The organism is Enterococcus sp. CWB-B31 (assembly GCF_020567645.1).
Lineage (GTDB): Bacteria > Bacillota > Bacilli > Lactobacillales > Enterococcaceae > Enterococcus_L.
On the sequence record NZ_JAJDJW010000006.1, the window covers coordinates 15,866 to 35,256 of the forward strand.

A 19,391-nucleotide genomic window follows, 5' to 3' on the forward strand; every position below is an offset into this window, starting at 1 on the left:
ATTTTAAAATAAAATATTCAACATCTTTTAATGATATATGGAAGATTGTGACTGCTCTCTTTAAATCTGAATATTTTGGGGTTATAGGAGAAATTGAATATATAGAATAGTTTGTGTAAATAGAGCTGATATTAATAAGTATCATCATAAATAAGAGCAGCTTATATCTGGAGATTATTCTTCCATAAAATGCAGATGCAAGAATCATGTCATGGGCAAGTATTCAAGCAGTAAATAGGTCGGTCGCAAGCGATTTGTCAGTGAGAAGCGGCTGCCCAATTCCATTGCTGAATCGAGTCAAATCAACCGTAACTATCTTTGTAAACCAGCTGCTGATTTTTGAGTTGGCTTTGACACAATAAAAATTCTTGACCGTCTCGTCTGATCTTTTTGTTGTTCACTAACTCAAATATAACTTCTATCATTTCTTGATAGAAAAGCTTTCTCTTATTTAATAGCAATAGAGTAATATGACTACTTTTTTAATAGGTTGATAATATTAAAAATTATCCATAGCTTTAATCTAAGAAACGTGAAGCCTATCCAGTAGTATTACATATGAGATCACTGGATAGGCACTGAGCATTCGTAGGAGTAAGTTATGCAAAATACATTAGACATGCGCTGATATAAATTAATAGATACTAAAATTATGGAATACATGTTTCATTTCAGCTGTTTTTGAAGCTGCTTGTTCTTATCATTGAAGCATATGAGTTGAAAATTTTCTATCATTGAACATCATTTATAGATAATCTTCTAATACAAGTTATAATTCGGTCAATACCACTAGATTCACTTAAAATATGTTTTATCGTCTAATTCTATTTTTATAAATCAGGTAATCTGCAGATTTCCTATACTGACTGCTGTCAGATAAAATATGAACTGCAGCATGGTTTGTATTTTATGAATAAGTTTTGACTAATTTGAAATAGATAAGTAAGCATTAATAGGGAAATGAATGGGAGAGTACATGTTAACTTCTTGGTCTTATCTCTTAGATGATTACTAAAAAATAGAATGATAGATATGCTAATTACCCGTGCATGCTGCATGGAAACTACCTTCCATTATCACTCTAAAGTTTAACTTAATTAAAATAGTTGAAAGTTGTTTCTTTCAGAGAATATTTATTTAGAATTATTGATTCTATATCTTCAGAAGGAGCAGTGTTATCATTAAGTGAAATGGAATTAGTTAGAGATAGATACTTTCTGTTGGTTCTAAACTTTAATTCGATGAAATTTAAAATTAAGTTGAAGATAATTTTGGATTTCAGAATGTTTCACGTGAAACATTTTGAAAGTTTTGGTGGTATTCGCTGAATTTTCACAGATATGATAAAATAATATATGTGCTGCAAGCTTTTTGTTCATAGGGGGGCTAATAATGAAATGAAACAGATGAGGCTAAAAAAAGTCTTTTTATTCTTTGTATTTCTCTTTGTATTTGAAATGGGAGCTGTCTACTTTATATCAAATAAAGTCATTATTACTTCTATTTTAGCAGTAATAAATCTGTACTTAATCAATAGAATGTTGAAATTGATTAAACGCTTGGAACTGTCAAATATTGAGAAAATTAGAGAAGCAACAATTAAGGCTGAAGATTCAATAGACTTTGCTATTAATGAAGTGCCTGTGGGGATCATTACATATGATGAAAAAACGAAACAGCCAATCTGGTTAAATCCATATGCAGAAGAAGTTTTTTATTCGAATGAGCAGAAAAGGCTATTACTTACCTCAGAAGATGTATTAAGTTACATTTCTTTATTCGAAAAAGGGAAAGATATATTTGTAGTGGAAGATGAAGTATTTCGTTTTAAAATTAATATTGAGCAAAAGACGATTACTTTTGAGAATATTACACAGGAAAATACTTTGTATCAGGAAAAGAAAGCAATGCAAACAGCTATAGGCATTGTATCGATTGATAACTATGACGATGTGACAGACAATATGGATGTTAAGCAGATTTCTTATCTAAATAGTTTTTTGACAACAATGATTTCAGATTGGCTGGAAGAATATAAAGTTTTTTATAAACAGTTAAATGCAGAAAGATATGTCTTTGTAGGTCAACTGGACGTAATTGAAAAGATGATGGACAGTAAATTTCAAATCTTGGATAATGTCAGAAAAGGGACAGATGAAAGAGATATTGCAATTACACTAAGTATGGGGATTGCCTATGGCGGGACCAGTTTAAATGAGACAGGAACGGTCGCCCAGACGAATTTAGATATGGCTCTGGTAAGAGGAGGAGACCAGGTAGTTGTAAAAGAAGCCAATGGGAATAGCAAACCCATCTTCTTCGGTGGGAAATCAGCTTCAGTTGTAAAAAGAACGCGCGTTCGATCAAGGGCAATGAGTACTGCTATACAAGGGTTGATGAAAGAATCTGCGGATATTTATATTATGGGTCATCGATTACCGGATATGGATGCAATAGGCTCTGCTTTTGGTGTTGCCAGACTGGCTAAAATTTATGAAAAAGACGCATGGGTCATTTTAAATACCGATGAAAATATCCCTGATGTCTATCGGGTAATGGAAGAACTAAAAAAGGATTCAGAGCTATACAATCAAATATTATCTCCGGCAGAGGCAATGAAAAAAATGCAAAATAATAGTCTTCTGATTATGGTTGATTATCATAAACCGTCTATGTCAATTTCCAAGGAACTTTATGATCGGTTCAGCAAGGTTGTTATTATCGATCACCACAGAAGAGGGGATGAATTTCCAGATAAAACGTTACTGTCCTACATTGAATCATCAGCATCCTCTGCTTCTGAATTGGTTACAGAGCTGTTGGAATATCAAAGCAATACGTTTAATAAGAGACTGGATAAATTTGATGCAACGTTGCTGCTTGCAGGGATTGTTGTAGATACAAAAAGTTTTAGTGTTCGAACAACTGCCAGGACTTTTGATGTGGCCAGTTATTTAAGAACTTGTGGAGCAGATTCATCTCTAGTACAATATTTATTAAGTTCTGATTTGACCAGTTATCTGGAAATGAGTCAGCTGATTGCCAAGAATGAATATATTACTGAAGATACTGTTATTGCTGTAGGAGAAGAAGATAAAGAATATGACAGTGTTATAGCAGCTAAAACTGCAGATACATTGTTGTCTATGGCAGGAATCAATGCAGCATTTGTCATTACAAGGCGAATGGATAAAAAGATTGGAATCAGTGCCAGAAGTAATGGCTCAATCAATGTACAGTTGATCATGGAAAGTATGGGTGGTGGCGGTCATTTTACCAATGCTGCAACTCAGTTGTCTGACAGGACCATCACTGAAGCGAAGGAAAAACTGCTGGAAGTAATTAATAAGAATACAAAAGAAATGTATGATAAGGAGTGAATGTAAATGAAAGTAATCTTTTTACAAGATGTAAAAGGTAAAGGAAAAAAAGGGGATGTTAAGGAAGTCCCTACAGGTTATGCACAAAACTTTTTGATTAAGAATGGTTTGGCGCAGGAAGCAAATAAAAGCAGTATCAGTGCATTGGCTGGTCAGAAGAAGGCGCAGCAGAAGCATGATGCAGAAGTCTTGGCGGAAGCTGAAAAGATGAAAGAATTTTTGGAAAAAGAAGAAACAGTGATTGAAATCAAGGCAAAAGCGGGAGAGGACAACCGACTATTTGGTTCAATTCCTTCCAAGCAAATTACGGAAGCCTTAAACAAGCAGTATAAGGTGAAGTTGGATAAAAGAAAACTGGAATTGGCACAGCCGATTCGTTCACTGGGATATACAAAGGTTCCGGTAAAGCTTCATCATGAGGTAACCGCAGTCTTAAAGGTTCATGTAGTGGATGAAAAATAGTTTTTTTAATGTAAATCAGAAAAAAGAAATGAGCCAGGATCATTCCGGGCTTATTTTTTTGATTACAACAAATGAAGAAAGCGTTTTTTATTTAATGGAAAAAAATAGATAGCTTTTATAGCAAGAGGGGAGTTTCAGGGAACGTGCAGAAGTTCTATTTATACAGCGAAACAGTATAAAGGAAAAAGGGGTTGTCACAAGCTGCTGCTCTTTTAAAAATCCACATTTTTTCATAGGCTCATCCCGACAGTAAAGGAGGTTAACATATACATTTCCCCCGTTTCTTGTTAAAATAGAAAGACTTAGACAAATTAAGCTGTAGGAGAGAGAAATAGATGAACGAAGCATGGCAGGATCGAGTACCTCCTCAAAATATAGAAGCAGAACAAGCAGTTTTAGGCTCTGTCTTTTTAGATGCTGAGGTAGTTATTGATGCAATGGAATACATAGAACCAAAAGACTTTTATCGCCGTAATCATCAGTTGATCTTTCAGGCAATGATTACGCTGAATGAACGAAATGAAGCAGTCGATGTTGTCACAGTTAAGAATAAGCTTGAAGAAGACAATGTTCTTGAAGATGTTGGTGGGCTGAGTTATCTATCAGAGCTTGCGTTGTCAGTACCGACAGCAGCAAATATTGCTCATTATGCCAAAATAGTTGAGCAGAAGTCCTTATTGAGAAATCTAATTCATACAGCAACAGAAATTGTTACCAAAGGGTTTGAGCAGGGAGAAGATGTTGAAACCATTTTAGATGATGCGGAACGAAGTATTCTGGAAGTATCAGAAAAAAGAAATCGAAGCGGCTTTCTGTCCATTTCAGATATCTTAAATTCAACGATTGCCAACATCGATCAGCTTTACCAGCAGAATGAAGATATTACAGGCTTGCCCACAGGCTATCAGGCACTGGATAAAATGACAGCGGGGCTGCAACCGGAAGAGCTGATTATTTTAGCTGCTCGTCCTGCGGTTGGTAAAACAGCTTTTGCTTTGAATATCGCTCAGAATGTCGGAACAAAAACAGATAAGGCTGTAGCGATTTTTAGTCTGGAAATGGGTGCCGAATCTTTAGTAAACAGAATGCTGTGTGCTGAGGGCTCCATAGAGGCTGGTCACTTGCGTACAGGACAATTATCGGAAGAAGAGTGGCAGAACCTGATTATTGCCATGGGAAGCCTCTCAAGGGCAAATATATACGTTGATGATACTCCTGGGATTAAGATATCGGAAATTCGAGCTAAATGCCGGAAGCTGGCTCAGGAAAAAGGAAATCTGGGACTTATACTGATTGACTATCTTCAGTTGATTGAAGGTTCAGGAAAAGAGAACCGTCAGCAGGAAGTATCCGATATTTCCCGTCAGCTGAAAAAGCTGGCGAAAGAATTGAAAGTACCGGTTATCGCATTATCCCAGCTGTCGCGTGGAGTGGAACAAAGGCAGGATAAACGACCTGTTTTGAGTGATATTCGTGAATCTGGTTCGATTGAGCAGGATGCGGATATTGTGGCATTTCTTTATCGTGACGATTATTATGAACGGGGCGGAGAAGATGATGATGATCGGGAAGCACCGGAAGTAGATAATGTGATTGAAGTCATTATAGAAAAAAACCGGAGTGGTGCACGAGGAACAGTAGAACTGCTGTTTATTAAGGAATACAATAAATTCTCTTCATTATCACCACGGGAAGAGTTTTAATTCCTTATCATAATTATAAAAATAGAAAATGAGATCGGGACAAACACTCATCTTTTCATTTGGCTGTAATAAAGGAAGCTTTCGTTATTTAATTTTCCGGATTAGGATTTTAAACCGGTGATACATGGGAAATATTAATCATAGAATCGGCAACATGATAGCTGGTCATTTTAATCTGTTGTCATAAGACCTTTGCTACTTGCAGTGTCTGTTCAAAGCTGCTCTGAAAAATGGCAGAAGCAATCTGTATTCCCTGTGCTTCATAGAAGGTATCTGTTCAGTATCCTGATAGTCACCGATGATTTTATTTTGTATTTCAACATCTGATTGGTTTCCTTATATTCTGGGTCATGATAGATCGAAATGTCTAATGGAGGAGTACACATTTTAATCTGTTGTTTTTGCAGCTCATTATACAGCTCTGCCTAATACTTTTTTTCTCATTTAAAAATGATTTCTTCACTAACTGTAATTAGAGTATAGACACTCTCTTGGGAATAGAGCCAGCAGTCTTTTTAAAAAATTTTATCAGTCATTACACTTAATAAAACTGTAGGATTTAATGAATGGATAGGTGAATAGGAAATTTCGTATTCTTCATAGATTCGTATCAGCATAAAAAATAATGTTCGTGTTTTAACTATAAAATCTTTTTTTTAATTAATAACATTCGATTTTTCGTTGAAATGCTTGGCTATTGTTGATACAATGGACACGGACTAAATAATATAGAATGAGGTGCTTTAATGTCATCTGTAGTAGTTGTTGGAACACAATGGGGCGACGAAGGAAAAGGAAAAATTACTGACTTTTTAAGTGAGAATGCAGAAGTAATTGCACGTTATCAAGGCGGAGACAATGCTGGTCATACCATTAAATTTGATGGAACAACGTATAAGCTGCACCTTATCCCATCAGGCATTTTCTATAAAGATAAGATCAGTGTGATTGGAAACGGCGTTGTGGTCAATCCAAAATCACTTGTAAAAGAATTGAACTATTTAAAAGAAAATAATGTTGTAACAGATAACCTGAGAATTTCTGATCGGGCACATGTGATATTGCCGTATCATATTAAATTGGATCAGCTTCAGGAGGATGCAAAAGGCGAAAATAAAATCGGTACGACAATTAAAGGGATTGGTCCTGCTTATATGGACAAGGCAGCACGTGTAGGAATTCGTATTGCGGATTTGTTGGATAGAGAAATTTTCGAAGAACGCTTGAAAGTTAATCTGGAAGAAAAAAATCGTTCATTTGTAAAAATGTTTGACAGTGAACCAATTGCATTTGAAGATATTTTTGAAGAATACTATGCGTATGGACAGGAAATTAAAAAATATGTGACGGATACATCAGTTATTCTAAATGATGCACTGGATGAAGGAAGACGTGTCCTGTTTGAAGGAGCCCAAGGGGTTATGCTGGATATTGATCAGGGAACGTATCCTTTTGTTACTTCTTCAAATCCAGTTGCCGGTGGTGTAACAATCGGAAGCGGTGTAGGACCTTCAAAAATCAATAAAGTTGTAGGCGTCTGTAAAGCGTATACTTCCCGTGTAGGTGATGGACCATTTCCAACTGAATTATTCGATGAAACAGGCGACAGAATCAGAGAAGTTGGTAAAGAGTATGGAACGACAACTGGCAGACCAAGACGTGTGGGCTGGTTTGATACCGTTGTAATGAGACATTCCAGAAGAGTTTCAGGTATTACAAATCTTTCACTGAACTCAATTGACGTTTTGAGCGGACTTAAAACAGTGAAGATCTGTACGGCTTATGAACTGGATGGAAAGTTAATTTATCACTATCCTGCAAGCTTGAAAGAGCTAAGTCGCTGTAAGCCTGTATATGAAGAACTGCCGGGTTGGGATGAAGATATCACAGCCTGCAAAACATTATCTGAGTTGCCGGTAAATGCACGCAACTATGTACATCGTATATCTGAGCTTGTCGGTGTGCGTATCTCTACTTTTTCAGTGGGACCGGATCGCAATCAAACTAATGTGCTGGAAAGTGTTTGGGCACAGATTTAAAAATATGAGAAAATTATAATCAGTTGAATAGAACTGGAAAGAGGAGCTGAGACAGGTAAGCCTGTTCTGGTTCTCTTTTTCGTTGGCACTCTAACAACGGGCAAAATAAGGAGGACTGTGACATAAGTATGTCCGATACCCCTAAAGCCGAATAAACGGTGTTCCAGTCTTTGTATGATCCGAGCATTTGTAAGAAGTGTAGGAGCACATTCTTACTTGCCCTTCAGACATGTGACGAGCATTCGTAGAAGCGTAGGAACAAAGCACCTCCCTGCTTCGAGGATCGAAACGAAGTCCTTCAATTCTTAGCGGCTCTGCCGTTTAGAAATTGATGAGATCGAAATAAAGTGTAGTGTAGTAGAATCGTAGACACAGAAAAACGGATACTGCGTAATGTTTTGTTTTCTCGTGCAAGCACTCGTCACAGTTTAGAACTTACTTGTCGCATGGAGAAGCTTTGGCACAACCTCATAATGAATTTTAATAGTGACACGAATAACAGATGAAGACTATCAGCTTTCTTTTTATTTCTTACAATATACTAATAAAGAGGGCTGAAAAGTATTTTTATGATAGAATGTAATGAGTTGGGAGGGAAAGTAAAATGACGTTTAAAATAGTAACAGATTCATGTTGTGATTTACCTTATAAATTATTGGAAGAAAACAATGTTGATTTTATCAGTATGACGATAACCATTAATGACAATGAATTAATAGATGATCTTGGAGAAACGTTTGATTATGATGTCTTTTTACAAAGTGTCAGAGAAGGGGCTCTGCCTACGACATCTCAGGTAAATTCCGGAAGATATTTAGAATTTTTTAGAACTTTTGTAGAAAAAAAAGAACCAGTCCTCTATTTGGCTTTCTCGTCCGGTTTAAGCGGATCTTATCAAAGTGCAGTTCAAGCGGTGGAAATGCTGAAGGAAGAGTATAACGAGGTTGATATCTATATTGTAGATACAAAAGCAGCCAGCTTGGGTCAAGGTTTGCTGGTTTATAAAGCAATTGAATTGAAAAAAGCCGGGCATTCATTGGAAGAAGTTTTGCTTTGGCTGGAAGACAATAAAATGAATGTCCAGTCTTGGGTCACAGTTGATGACTTGAAGCATCTTGAACGAGGCGGACGAATTTCCAAAACAACAGCAGCTATCGGAGGCTTAATGAACATTAAGCCAATTATTACTGTCGATGCAGATGGAAAGCTTCAAAATGTTGGGAAGGTTCGCGGCCGCAGCAAGTCCATCAAAAAAATTGTCGAAGAAACAGTTCAGCAGATTAAAAATCCTGTTGATCAAACGCTGTTTATTGCTTATGCTGGAGATAAAGAGAGTGCAGAAAAAGCCAAAGAACTTTTGAATGATGAAATTCAGACAAAGGAGATTCTGCTTTATCCGTTGGGACCAACCATTGCCAGTCATACAGGTTATGGCTGTATTGCAATGTTCTCTCTAGGAGCAGAAAGAAAATAAATCATCTCTATTTTTTTACCAGAAAAAACACGTTGAGTATAGGCATAAAGAATAACTTTCAACATTATTTTAGGATGATAGGCAGGACGACCAAGCGGTTGCTCCAGTTGATTGAAGAGCGCTTGAGGAATAGCTTTAACTAAAGTATTCACCGCAAAAGCAACATTTGTTTCTGGAATATATTGTTCTACATCTAATGGTAAAGTGGTTTGATTGATGGTATGATTTTTAAACGTAAGGTACACTCCTTTTGAGTTGAGTTTCGTCACTTTAATCTTACAAGGCGGTGTGCTTTTTATGTACCCTTAAATCAAAAAAATAGGACAACAATCAGTTTTTTTGACTATTTTATACGAAAACTAAAACTCAAAAAATGCAAAAAAAGACTACCTGCTGCTTAATGTGTGGTTAGTCAAATTTGATCTAGAACACTTTAGCAGTTGTTTGTTAAGGTGTTCTTTCTATTTTGTAAATAATTTCCTCCAAGTTCTTGGTAACGGGACTGATTAGAAAACATCCGATAGATTATTCGGAGTAATAAATGAACGGTCGCAATAACCGCCTTTTTGTGTCCAGTATTCCTTCTTATCCGAAATAAAAATGCCTGTATTCGATTAGTTTTCCTTTGAAAAAATATACAGAAGGAGTTATTCTACTTATAGAAACAATTTATTTTTATACGCAGGTTCTGTGACCTGATGATTGGTACAAAATAAGTAGAACGATCTAGTTTGTCCCTCAAGGTCAACTTGGAAAAGAACCTCAATAAGTGATCGACCTGCACGCTTTTCTGTCCTCTTTAGTATGACAGGAAATAGCGTGCAGGTCGATCGTTTTTTATTTTCATTCTGTTTGGTGAGGGCGATAACCCTCATGAGTGTATCCCACTCTCTTGAAAATTAGTAACTTATTCATTTTTTTAATAGATGCCGGTGAATAATTCATCCAACTGTTTCTGGACATCTTTATTTTCCAGAAATTCATCATAGGTAGTATCTGCGCGATCAACAACCCCTTTATCAGAGACTGCGATAATTCGATTTGCCAGTGTTTGAATAAATTGATGGTCATGTGAAGCGAACAGGATGGCACCCATAAAAGCAATCAATCCATCATTCAATGCAGTAATAGATTCCAAGTCCAGGTGGTTTGTAGGATCATCTAAAACCAGCACATTTGATTTTGAAAGCATTAGTTTTGAAAGCATAACACGGACTTTTTCGCCTCCGGAAAGAACGTTTACAGGTTTCAGTACTTCTTCACCGGAAAACAGCATTCTTCCCAAGAAGCTGCGTAAAAATGTATTATCATCTTCTTCTTTACTTGCAAACTGGCGAAGCCAGTCCAGAATTGTGATATCAGTATCAAAATCTTTACTGTTGTCTTTTGGCAGATATGCCTGAGACGTTGTTACTCCCCAGCGAACAGTTCCGGAATCTGGAGTGATTTCACCCATAATCACTTTGAACAAGGTGGTCGTAACAATATCATTGTCAGCAATAAAAGCAACTTTATCGTCTTTGTTTAAGGTAAAGGAAATCTTGTCAAGTATCTTTTTCCCATCAATGGTTACCGAGACATTGTCCAGTTGCAGCAAATCATTTCCGATCTCTCTTTCAGGCTTGAAGCCAACGAAAGGATAACGGCGGGAAGATGGCCGAATGTCATCCAATGTGATTTTATCCAGCATTTTTTTCCGGGAAGTTGCCTGTTTTGATTTGGAAGCATTCGCACTGAATCGAGCGATAAAGTCTTGAAGCTCTTTAATTTGCTCCTCTTTTTTTGCATTTGAATCTGATTGAAGTTTCGCAGCCAGCTGACTGGATTCTAACCAGAAATCGTAGTTTCCTACATATAATTTGATCTTTCCAAAATCCAGATCAGCCATGTGTGTACACACTTTATTTAAAAAGTGACGGTCATGGGAAACAACAATTACGGTATTTTCAAAATTAATCAGGAATTCTTCCAACCAATTAATGGAACGGGTATCCAGTCCGTTGGTAGGCTCGTCCAGAAGCAAAACATCTGGTTTGCCGAATAGAGATTGGGCAAGCAACACTTTAATTTTTTGTCCGGCTGTCAGCTCACTCATCTTTTGATTATGGAGAGTTTCCGGAATATTCAGTCCCTGCAGAAGCACAGCAGCTTCAGGTTCAGCTTCCCAACCATCCAGTTCAGCAAACTCCCCTTCCAGCTCAGCAGCCCGAATGCCGTCTTCATCTGAAAAATCTTCTTTCATATAAATAGCATCTTTTTCCTTCATTACTTCATACAATCTTTTGTGTCCCATAATAACTGTTTCTAAAACAGTGTATTCTTCATAATCAAAATGGTTCTGCTTCAATGTGGCCAAACGCTCATCAGGTCCTAATGAAATAGTTCCTGTTGTTGGCTGAATATCTCCGGATAAAATTTTTAAAAATGTTGATTTTCCCGCACCATTGGCTCCAATCAGTCCATAACAGTTTCCGGGTGTGAATTTAATATTTACATCATCAAAAAGTTTACGGTCGGGAAATACCAAACTTACGTCATTTACAGTAATCAATCTTTTTCCTCACTTTTCTATTATTACTTGAACCTCTCTGAATTATAGCGGGGAACCCTTTAATTTTCAAGCAGTTTCAAGCAAACGAATGGATAAACAATTGAAAATTGAAAAATGTTCGGAATTTAATGGAAAGCCTGTATTAAAGAGATTCATTTATCCGTTTTATTTAATGTGCAGTGTATCTTAATAATCTTCTTTCAAATTTCTGATAATGGTGCAGTATATAAAGGTTTTTGTGTACTTTTTGAGGAATACACTGTATGATACATTTAAAATGCAGTGTATCTATTTGAGGAGAAGACCTATGAAAAGGATTGAAAAGATCTATCTTTATGTGAAAGAGAAATCTGCTGAAAGTGCTTCTTCAGATTTGCCGATGGAGTTGGGAGTTACGACATCGGAAATCTCTGAGGCATTGGCTATTCAGCGGACGAATGCCAGTAAAGATCTGAATCAGCTTGTACGAAAAGGCTTGCTGGAAAAGCTTGATGGGCGTCCCGTAAAATATGTTGACAAGAGTGCTGTTTATCAGCCGCTAAGAAAACATGTGAAAAGCTATCGGGAAGAGAACGTGTCGAATAATACCGTTTGGTCGGAGGAACATTCAGAGCAGTCCACTTTTGCGATGGACAATATTTTTCAGCAGATGATTGGTGTTGCCGGTAGTATGAAAACACCTGTAGAACAGGCGAAAGCAGCTATTTTATATCCTCCTAAAGGGTTGAACTGCCTGATTATCGGACCTACAGGATCGGGGAAGACCCATTTTGCCCATACCATGTTTCAGTTTGCTAAGGGAAATGATGTTGTAGATGGGAAAAAAGAGCTGATTGTTTTCAATTGTGCGGATTATGCTCATAATCCGGAATTGTTGATGTCTCATCTGTTTGGATATGTTGAAGGAGCATTTACTGGTGCGAAGAATACCAAGGAAGGGATCATCCATGAAGCCGATGGAGGAATTCTGTTTCTTGATGAGGTACATCGGCTGCCTCCGGAAGGTCAGGAAATGATTTTTTATTTCATGGATCATGGCACATATTCTCGATTAGGCGAAACAACAAAAAATAATCAGGCAGATGTACGTATTATTTGTGCAACGACAGAGAATCCGGCATCCTCTCTATTAAATACCTTTGTGCGGAGAATACCGATTATCATTCAACTGCCTAATTTTAATGACCGTCCGGCGAAGGAAAAAGTGGATTTAGTCAAAATCATGGTTGCAATTGAAGCCAATCGAATTCAACGAAAAATTTCCCTTTCGGAAGATGTAGTTAAAGCGCTGATAGGAAGCGTAACTTATGGGAATGTTGGACAATTAAAGTCGAATGTTCAACTGGTAGCGGCCAGAGGATTCCTCAGTCACATGGATAAGCCGGAACTGATTATTACAATGGATGAGCTGACCGACAGTATTAAAGACGGCTTGATGCAGCTTGCAAATAATCGTGCTGTTTTAGCAGAGTTGTCTCAATGCTTAGAACCCCAGATGATTGTTTTACCTAACGAATCATTAGTTACTGTTCAGTCAGATTCTTATGAGCTTCCTTATAATTTATATGAAATTATTGGTGACAAAGCTGCTTTGCTCAAAGCGGATGGATTGGATCAGGAAGTGATTAATAATTTTATTACAACAGATATCAATGTTCATTTAAAATCTTTCTATAAAAACCATGGGTTTACTTTTGATACAGAAAAAAAGCTGGCAGAAATTATGGATCAGCAGATTATTGATATTACCAGAAAAATTTTCAATTTGTCTAAAGCTAAGCTGGGTCATGATTTTCAATCAAATTTTATTTATGCAATGAGCCTGCATATCAGTTCTTTTCTAAAGCGAATTCAGCTTGGCGATAAAAGGCAGCATGAATTGAATGAAAATCTGAGAGCTATGGTTTTAGATTATCCTAAGGAATTTGAAGCAGCACACGAAATCAAGAAAATTATTGAGGGTGCGTATCAACTGTCCATTCCAGAATCAGAAGTTTATTATATTGCTGTTTTATTGATTTCATTGCGTGAAAATAAAAATGCCGGCAGGATTGGTATTGTTGTGGCGGCGCATGGAAAGAGCACAGCTACCAGTATGGTTGAAGTCGTGGAAAAATTATTGAATGTTGATAATTTGAAGGCTGTAGATATGCCCTTGGAGATGAAGCCGCAAGAAGCGCTGATTGAAATCGTCCAGGCAGTAGAAGCAGTCAATGAAGGTAGTGGTGTAATCCTGCTGGTAGATATGGGTTCTCTGGGGACATTTTCAGATGAGATTATCCGACAGACAGGGATTGATGTCCGAACAGTTGATATGGTAACAACTCCGGTTGTGTTGGAGGCAGCGAGAAAAACAACTTTGCTGGATACACATTTAAATGATTTATATGATACTTTGAAGCGTTTTCGCGGATATGCAGGGATGAATGTTTTGAAAAGCAGGGAAGAATTGAGGCTGCCATCGATTAAGAAAAAGGTGATCTTGGCTATCTGTGCATCAGGGGAAGGAACTGCACAACGTATGAAAGAACTGATCGAAGGCTATCTGACACCACAGACTGAGCAGCATCTATTCGTCGTTCCTTGTTCGATACTGGATGTGAAGAAACAGCTGAATGAGCTTTATCAGCAGTATCATATCATAGCAGCGACAGGCATTACAGATCCAAGAATCAATGTTCCGTTTATACCAATGGAAACTTTTTTTTCCGGTGAAGCAGCTGAAGTGATCGAACATCTGATTTATGATGATGAGTTGGAAGTCCATGGTATGACTCTTGATGAAGAGACAGCTAGAAGAGTTTGTATAGAGTATATGGAGCAGAGCTACACCTTTATTAATGCACAGAAGGTTTTGCCGCTGTTGTGGCAGTTTGTCGATACGATTCAGACAAAATTAAATCTGGATGAGTCCTACACCTTTTACATCAATATGATCATGCACATGGCAGGTGTACTGGAAAGGGCGTTGAGGCAGGAGCCCCTTAATGTTGAAGACGAATTGTTGGAAGAGCTGAAAAGTGACCTAATCTATTCAGAGATTTTGAAGGCAACGCTATTTTTGAATGAATCGTTTAAACTGAAAATTGTTGAATCGGAAATCTACTATATTGTTCATATCGTTCATAATGCACAAAAAGATATAATAACAAATACAGATGATGTATTCGATTGAATACACAAAAAAGATACACTGTTTAAACAATACAGTGTATCTTTTTTTATAATTAAATTAGTGATTTTATTGAGGTTTATAACAATACACTAAGTTGGCATGGTAATTGCTAATAATAAAATAGATCAAGATTCCAAGAGTCAAAAGGCTTTATTTTGGTATTATCTTTCAGAACATAGTATTTTAAGTATAGAATGAAAGTCAACCTGCTAAATAATGCCTTCTTCCCCAAGAAAATAGATGATTGGAAGAAAAGGAGTGCAAAGTTGGATGGATATTCGGCTGGCTAGAATTGATGATCGACTGATCCATGGTCAAGTTGCTACAGTATGGACCAAGAGTATGAATATTAATCGTATTTTGGTGGTTAGTGATGTAGTAGCACAGGATATATTAAGAAAAAAATTATTGATCCAGGCGGCTCCTCCAGGTGTCAAGGTAAACGTCATTACGGTAGAGAAAATGATCCAGATTTTTCCGGATGAACGTTTCGATGATAGTTTTAGAGTAATGTTGTTGTTTACAAATCCTGAAGATGTTGTACGCGTTGTTAAAAGAGGTGTTCAGCTGGATTCTGTCAATATAGGCGGTATGAGCTTCTCTCAAGGGAAAAAAATGATTACGAATGCAGTTGCAGTTGATATAGAGGATATTGAAGCATTTAGATATCTGGCTTCACTTGGTATCATACTTGAGATTCGTAAAGTTGTTGCTGACAGTAAGGTATACTTAATGGATTTGTTGAAGAAAGAGCAGCTATAGATGCACTCATGTTGCTGCAAAACAGCAGATGAAAAAAGTGATGTTTGTTTTGGTCTTTCTGAAAATTGAAAGGATGTGGTTCTTTAGAGAAAAATTGATGAGATCTGTTTATTATTGCATGGTTTCCAAAGGTTTTGATTTTCCATTAGCTAAACTGAATTTTTTATTTTTTATGTATCGGGAATGAGGCATTTTGGAACGCATCAGATAATAAAAAGAAAGTAAATAAGCATAGGAGGTATACAAATTATGGTAGGAATTATTCTTGCAAGTCACGGAAAATTTGCTGAAGGAATTCTACAATCTGGTTCAATGATTTTTGGTGAACAGGAAAATGTACAAGCTGTGACATTAATGCCCAGTGAAGGACCAGACGATTTAAAAGCAAAATTAACTGAGGCAATCACTACATTTGATAATGATGAAGAAGTATTGTTTTTAGTTGATTTGTGGGGCGGTACGCCGTTTAATCAGGCAAGTAGCCTTTTTGAAGAACACAAAGACAAGTGGGCGATTGTCAGCGGATTGAACTTGCCAATGTTGATTGAAGCATATTCTTCTCGTTTCTCAATGAATTCCGCACAGGAGATTGCAGCACATATTTTAGGTATTGCTAGAGAAGGCGTAAAAATCAAACCAGAAGAACTAGATGTGGTAGAAACGCCAAAAGTAGCTGTTAAGGGTGGTCAACCGAAAGGGGCTTTACCGGAAGGAACAGTAGTTGGAGATGGAAAAATCGAGTATGTACTCGCTCGTGTGGACTCTCGTCTACTTCATGGTCAGGTGGCTACAGCTTGGGCGAAGTCAGTACAGCCAAATCGGATTATCGTTGTTTCAGACGCAGTATCAAAAGATGATCTTCGTAAAAAATTGATCGAACAAGCTGCTCCTCCAGGAGTTAAGGCCAATGTTATTCCGATTAAAAAAATGATCGAAATCGCAAAAGATCCACGTTTTGGCAATACTAAGGCTTTGTTGCTATTTGAAAATCCGGAAGATGTTTTGACAGCAGTTGAAGGCGGCGTGGATATCAAAGAAGTAAATGTCGGCTCAATGGCACACTCTGTAGGTAAAGTAGTAGTAAGCAAAGTATTATCTATGGGACCTGAAGATGTTAAAGCATTTGAGACATTGGAAAGTAAAGGCATTAAGTTTGATGTACGTAAAGTACCAAATGACTCTAAAGCAAATATGGATGAAATCCTGAAAAAAGCGAAGACAGAATTGGCAAATACGTAATCAAAAAGAACAAAATTCATAAATTAATAGGAGGTCTATCATGTCTATTATTTCAATAATTTTAGTAGTATTAGTTGCCTTTCTAGCTGGTATGGAAGGGATCTTGGATGAATTCCAATTCCACCAACCACTGGTAGCTTGTACATTGATCGGTTTAGTAACCGGTAATTTAGAAGCATGTATTATCCTTGGTGGTACCTTGCAAATGATCGCTCTTGGATGGGCAAACATTGGAGCAGCCGTGGCACCAGATGCAGCTTTGGCATCAGTCGCATCAGCAATTATTTTAGTTTTAGGTGGACAAGGTGACAGAGGTGTGGCATCAGCGATTGCAATCGCTGTACCGTTGGCAGTAGCAGGTTTGTTTTTGACAATGGTTGTTCGTACATTAGCTGTACCGATTGTACATTTAATGGATAAAGCTGCATCTGAAGGAAATATCCGAGGGGTGGAAATTTGGCATATTGTCGCTGTGGTCATGCAAGGTCTTCGTATTGCAATTCCAGCAGGTGCATTGCTATTTATTCCGGCTCAAACAGTTCAATCTGTTCTGGAATCTATGCCAGCATGGTTGACTGACGGTATGGCTATCGGTGGTGGTATGGTCGTAGCTGTTGGTTATGCACTGGTAATCAATATGATGGCAACAAAAGAAGTATGGCCGTTCTTTGTGATTGGTTTTGTTGTAGCGGCGATTTCTCAATTGACACTGATCGCACTTGGTGCGTTAGGTGTAGCACTGGCACTGATTTACTTGAACCTTTCTAAAATGGGCGGTTCTTCAAACGGCGGTAATAGCGGAGGTCACGGTGACCCGCTGGACGATATCCTAAATGACTATTAATCTTGAAGGAGGAGAAAAAAATGGCAGAAAAAATTGAATTAACGAAAAGAGATCGTTTAGCTGTTGCGTGGCGTTCTACCTTCATTCAAGGTTCATGGAACTATGAACGTATGCAAAATGGCGGCTGGGCATTCTCAATGATTCCTGCAATCAAGAAATTATACAAATCAAAAGAGGACCGCATAGCGGCCTTACAGCGTCACTTGGAATTCTTCAATACGCATCCATATATTGCTTCACCGATTCTTGGGGTAACACTGGCACTGGAAGAAGAACGTGCCAATGGTGCACCTGTTGATGATGTAGCAATTCAAGGGGTAAAAGTTGGTATGATGGGTCCTTTGGCCGGTGTTGGTGATCCGGTATTCTGGTTTACAGTACGACCTATGCTAGGTGCATTAGGTGCATCACTGGCTATGGGCGGAAATATTCTTGGACCAATCATTTTCTTTGTTGCATGGAATATTATTCGTTGGTCATTTATGTGGTATACACAGGAATTTGGTTATAAAGCTGGTTCTAAAATCACAGAAGACCTATCAGGTGGTTTATTGCAGGATGTAACAAAAGGAGCTTCTATTCTAGGGATGTTCGTATTAGCAGCGTTGGTTCAGCGTTGGGTATCCATCAGATTCCTGCCGGTTGTTTCTACAGTTAAACTGGATGAAGGTGCTTATATTGAATGGGATAAGCTTCCATCTGGTGGAGAAGGGATAAGACAGGCGTTTGAGCAAGTCAATTCCGGTTTGGCTCTTTCTTCAGACAAAGTGACAACATTGCAAAATAACTTGGATCAGCTGATCCCTGGGCTTGCTGCGTTATTGCTTACACTATTGTGTATGTGGCTGCTTAAGAAAAAAGTTTCACCAATTGTTATTATTCTTGGTCTGTTTGTGGTCGGTGTACTTGGTCATGTAGTAGGACTTTTATAAATCATTTAGCTGAGAAACCGTATCAAATGGGTAAGCTTTTAACAAGCGTCATTATTGTAAAGCGGTTGTGCCAAAGCTCCTCTATGTGATGAGTAATCGCAGGAGTATGCAAAGACTGGAATACCGTTTATTTAGGTTTTTAGGGGCTGGACAATTGTTTTGTCCCAGCCTCTTATTGTTTTATAAAATGCAGTTTATTGATCTCGTGGGTAGTTCATTTTGAATAGCCTGCTTACACAGCTAATTGTCTAATTGATGAATCCAAAATAGTGGGGAAGGAATGGATAGGATGGTTCAATCATTGAATACAAAAGTAGATTTAGTAGTGGATGGCACTGCTTATACAGGACTTACAGATTATGGGCAGATCATGGTTGGGAATAAGGGATTTGAATTTTACAACTCACGTGATTCTCGTAAGTATGTTCAGATACCGTGGGAAGAAGTGAACTATGTAATTGCTTCCGTAATCTTTAAAGGAAAATGGATTCCTCGATATGCAATTGAGACAAAGAAAAACGGGACATTTACTTTTGCCTCCAAAGATCCTAAAAAGGTATTGCGAGAGATACAAAAATACATTCCATCTGACCAGATGGTTCAGTCACTAAGCTTTTTTGATGTTATGAAGCGTGCGATTCAGTCAATTGGCAAAAAAGGATAGTAAAGCTATAAACAAAATTGAATTGGTTTGCTCAGTGATTTAACTAATTTACTGTAAATGTAAATTTTCTGGATTTCAGCAGGCTTGAATATGTTTTTATAAATATTCAAGCCTGTTTTTTTATTTTTGTATGATATATAATTTAGTCAATTCAACAATAGCTGTC

At 37.5% G+C, this 19,391-nt stretch carries 12 protein-coding genes and 1 pseudogene; 11 read left to right on the forward strand and 2 right to left on the reverse strand.

Annotation, left to right across the window (positions count from 1 at the left end; translation table 11 throughout):
• The first annotated feature begins 1,397 nt into the window (after positions 1 to 1,397).
• From LI954_RS07475 to LI954_RS07495, 5 genes are all read left to right on the forward strand, one after another.
• A complete protein-coding gene (locus tag LI954_RS07475; RefSeq protein WP_420705972.1) occupies positions 1,398 to 3,380 on the forward strand; it encodes a DHH family phosphoesterase in 1,983 nt (660 codons plus the stop codon).
• Between the two features lie 6 nt (positions 3,381 to 3,386).
• On the forward strand, positions 3,387 to 3,842 hold the full coding sequence (rplI, locus tag LI954_RS07480) for a 50S ribosomal protein L9 (RefSeq protein ID WP_229444083.1): 456 nt from the start codon (positions 3,387 to 3,389) through the stop codon (positions 3,840 to 3,842).
• A 335-nt stretch (positions 3,843 to 4,177) separates the two neighbouring features.
• Entirely contained in the window at positions 4,178 to 5,545 is a 1,368-nt protein-coding gene (gene dnaB, locus LI954_RS07485) for a replicative DNA helicase (protein ID WP_229444084.1), read from the forward strand.
• A 746-nt stretch (positions 5,546 to 6,291) separates the two neighbouring features.
• Positions 6,292 to 7,584 carry an adenylosuccinate synthase gene (locus LI954_RS07490; RefSeq protein WP_202067230.1) on the forward strand — a complete coding sequence of 431 codons (1,293 nt, stop codon included), beginning with the start codon at positions 6,292 to 6,294 and terminating at the stop codon, positions 7,582 to 7,584.
• Between the two features lie 604 nt (positions 7,585 to 8,188).
• The gene (locus LI954_RS07495; RefSeq protein ID WP_229441362.1) at positions 8,189 to 9,058 is read left to right on the forward strand and encodes a DegV family protein; all 870 of its coding nucleotides are present in this window, start codon (positions 8,189 to 8,191) and stop codon (positions 9,056 to 9,058) included.
• Here the strand turns inward: LI954_RS07495 and LI954_RS07500 are convergent.
• Both LI954_RS07500 and LI954_RS07505 read right to left on the reverse strand, forming a co-directional pair.
• Positions 9,058 to 9,303 (reverse strand): annotated as a pseudogene (locus LI954_RS07500) (transposase); the annotation flags it as partial. The gene LI954_RS07495 and the pseudogene LI954_RS07500 sit on opposite strands and share 1 nt — an antisense overlap.
• Before the next feature lie 674 nt (positions 9,304 to 9,977).
• On the reverse strand, positions 9,978 to 11,609 hold the full coding sequence (locus LI954_RS07505) for an ABC-F family ATP-binding cassette domain-containing protein (RefSeq protein ID WP_229444085.1): 1,632 nt from the start codon (positions 11,607 to 11,609) through the stop codon (positions 9,978 to 9,980).
• Positions 11,610 to 11,916: 307 nt separating this feature from the next.
• On the opposite strand from LI954_RS07505, the gene LI954_RS07510 reads away from it, so the two are divergent.
• From LI954_RS07510 to LI954_RS07535, 6 genes are all read left to right on the forward strand, one after another.
• Positions 11,917 to 14,784, forward strand: a complete 2,868-nt coding sequence (locus LI954_RS07510; protein WP_229441360.1) for a sigma-54-dependent transcriptional regulator — start codon at positions 11,917 to 11,919, stop codon at positions 14,782 to 14,784.
• A 270-nt stretch (positions 14,785 to 15,054) separates the two neighbouring features.
• Positions 15,055 to 15,546 (forward strand): mannose/fructose/sorbose PTS transporter subunit IIB, encoded by a 492-nt coding sequence (locus LI954_RS07515; protein ID WP_202067316.1) that lies wholly within the window; start codon positions 15,055 to 15,057, stop codon positions 15,544 to 15,546.
• 249 nt (positions 15,547 to 15,795) lie between these two features.
• The gene (locus LI954_RS07520; protein ID WP_229441359.1) at positions 15,796 to 16,785 is read left to right on the forward strand and encodes a mannose/fructose/sorbose PTS transporter subunit IIA; all 990 of its coding nucleotides are present in this window, start codon (positions 15,796 to 15,798) and stop codon (positions 16,783 to 16,785) included.
• Between the two features lie 40 nt (positions 16,786 to 16,825).
• On the forward strand, positions 16,826 to 17,629 hold the full coding sequence (locus LI954_RS07525; protein WP_202067225.1) for a PTS mannose/fructose/sorbose transporter subunit IIC: 804 nt from the start codon (positions 16,826 to 16,828) through the stop codon (positions 17,627 to 17,629).
• Positions 17,630 to 17,649: 20 nt separating this feature from the next.
• On the forward strand, positions 17,650 to 18,561 hold the full coding sequence (locus LI954_RS07530; RefSeq protein WP_202067224.1) for a PTS system mannose/fructose/sorbose family transporter subunit IID: 912 nt from the start codon (positions 17,650 to 17,652) through the stop codon (positions 18,559 to 18,561).
• Positions 18,562 to 18,850: 289 nt separating this feature from the next.
• Positions 18,851 to 19,225 (forward strand): DUF956 family protein, encoded by a 375-nt coding sequence (locus LI954_RS07535; protein WP_202067223.1) that lies wholly within the window; start codon positions 18,851 to 18,853, stop codon positions 19,223 to 19,225.
• The last annotated feature ends 166 nt before the right edge of the window (positions 19,226 to 19,391 follow it).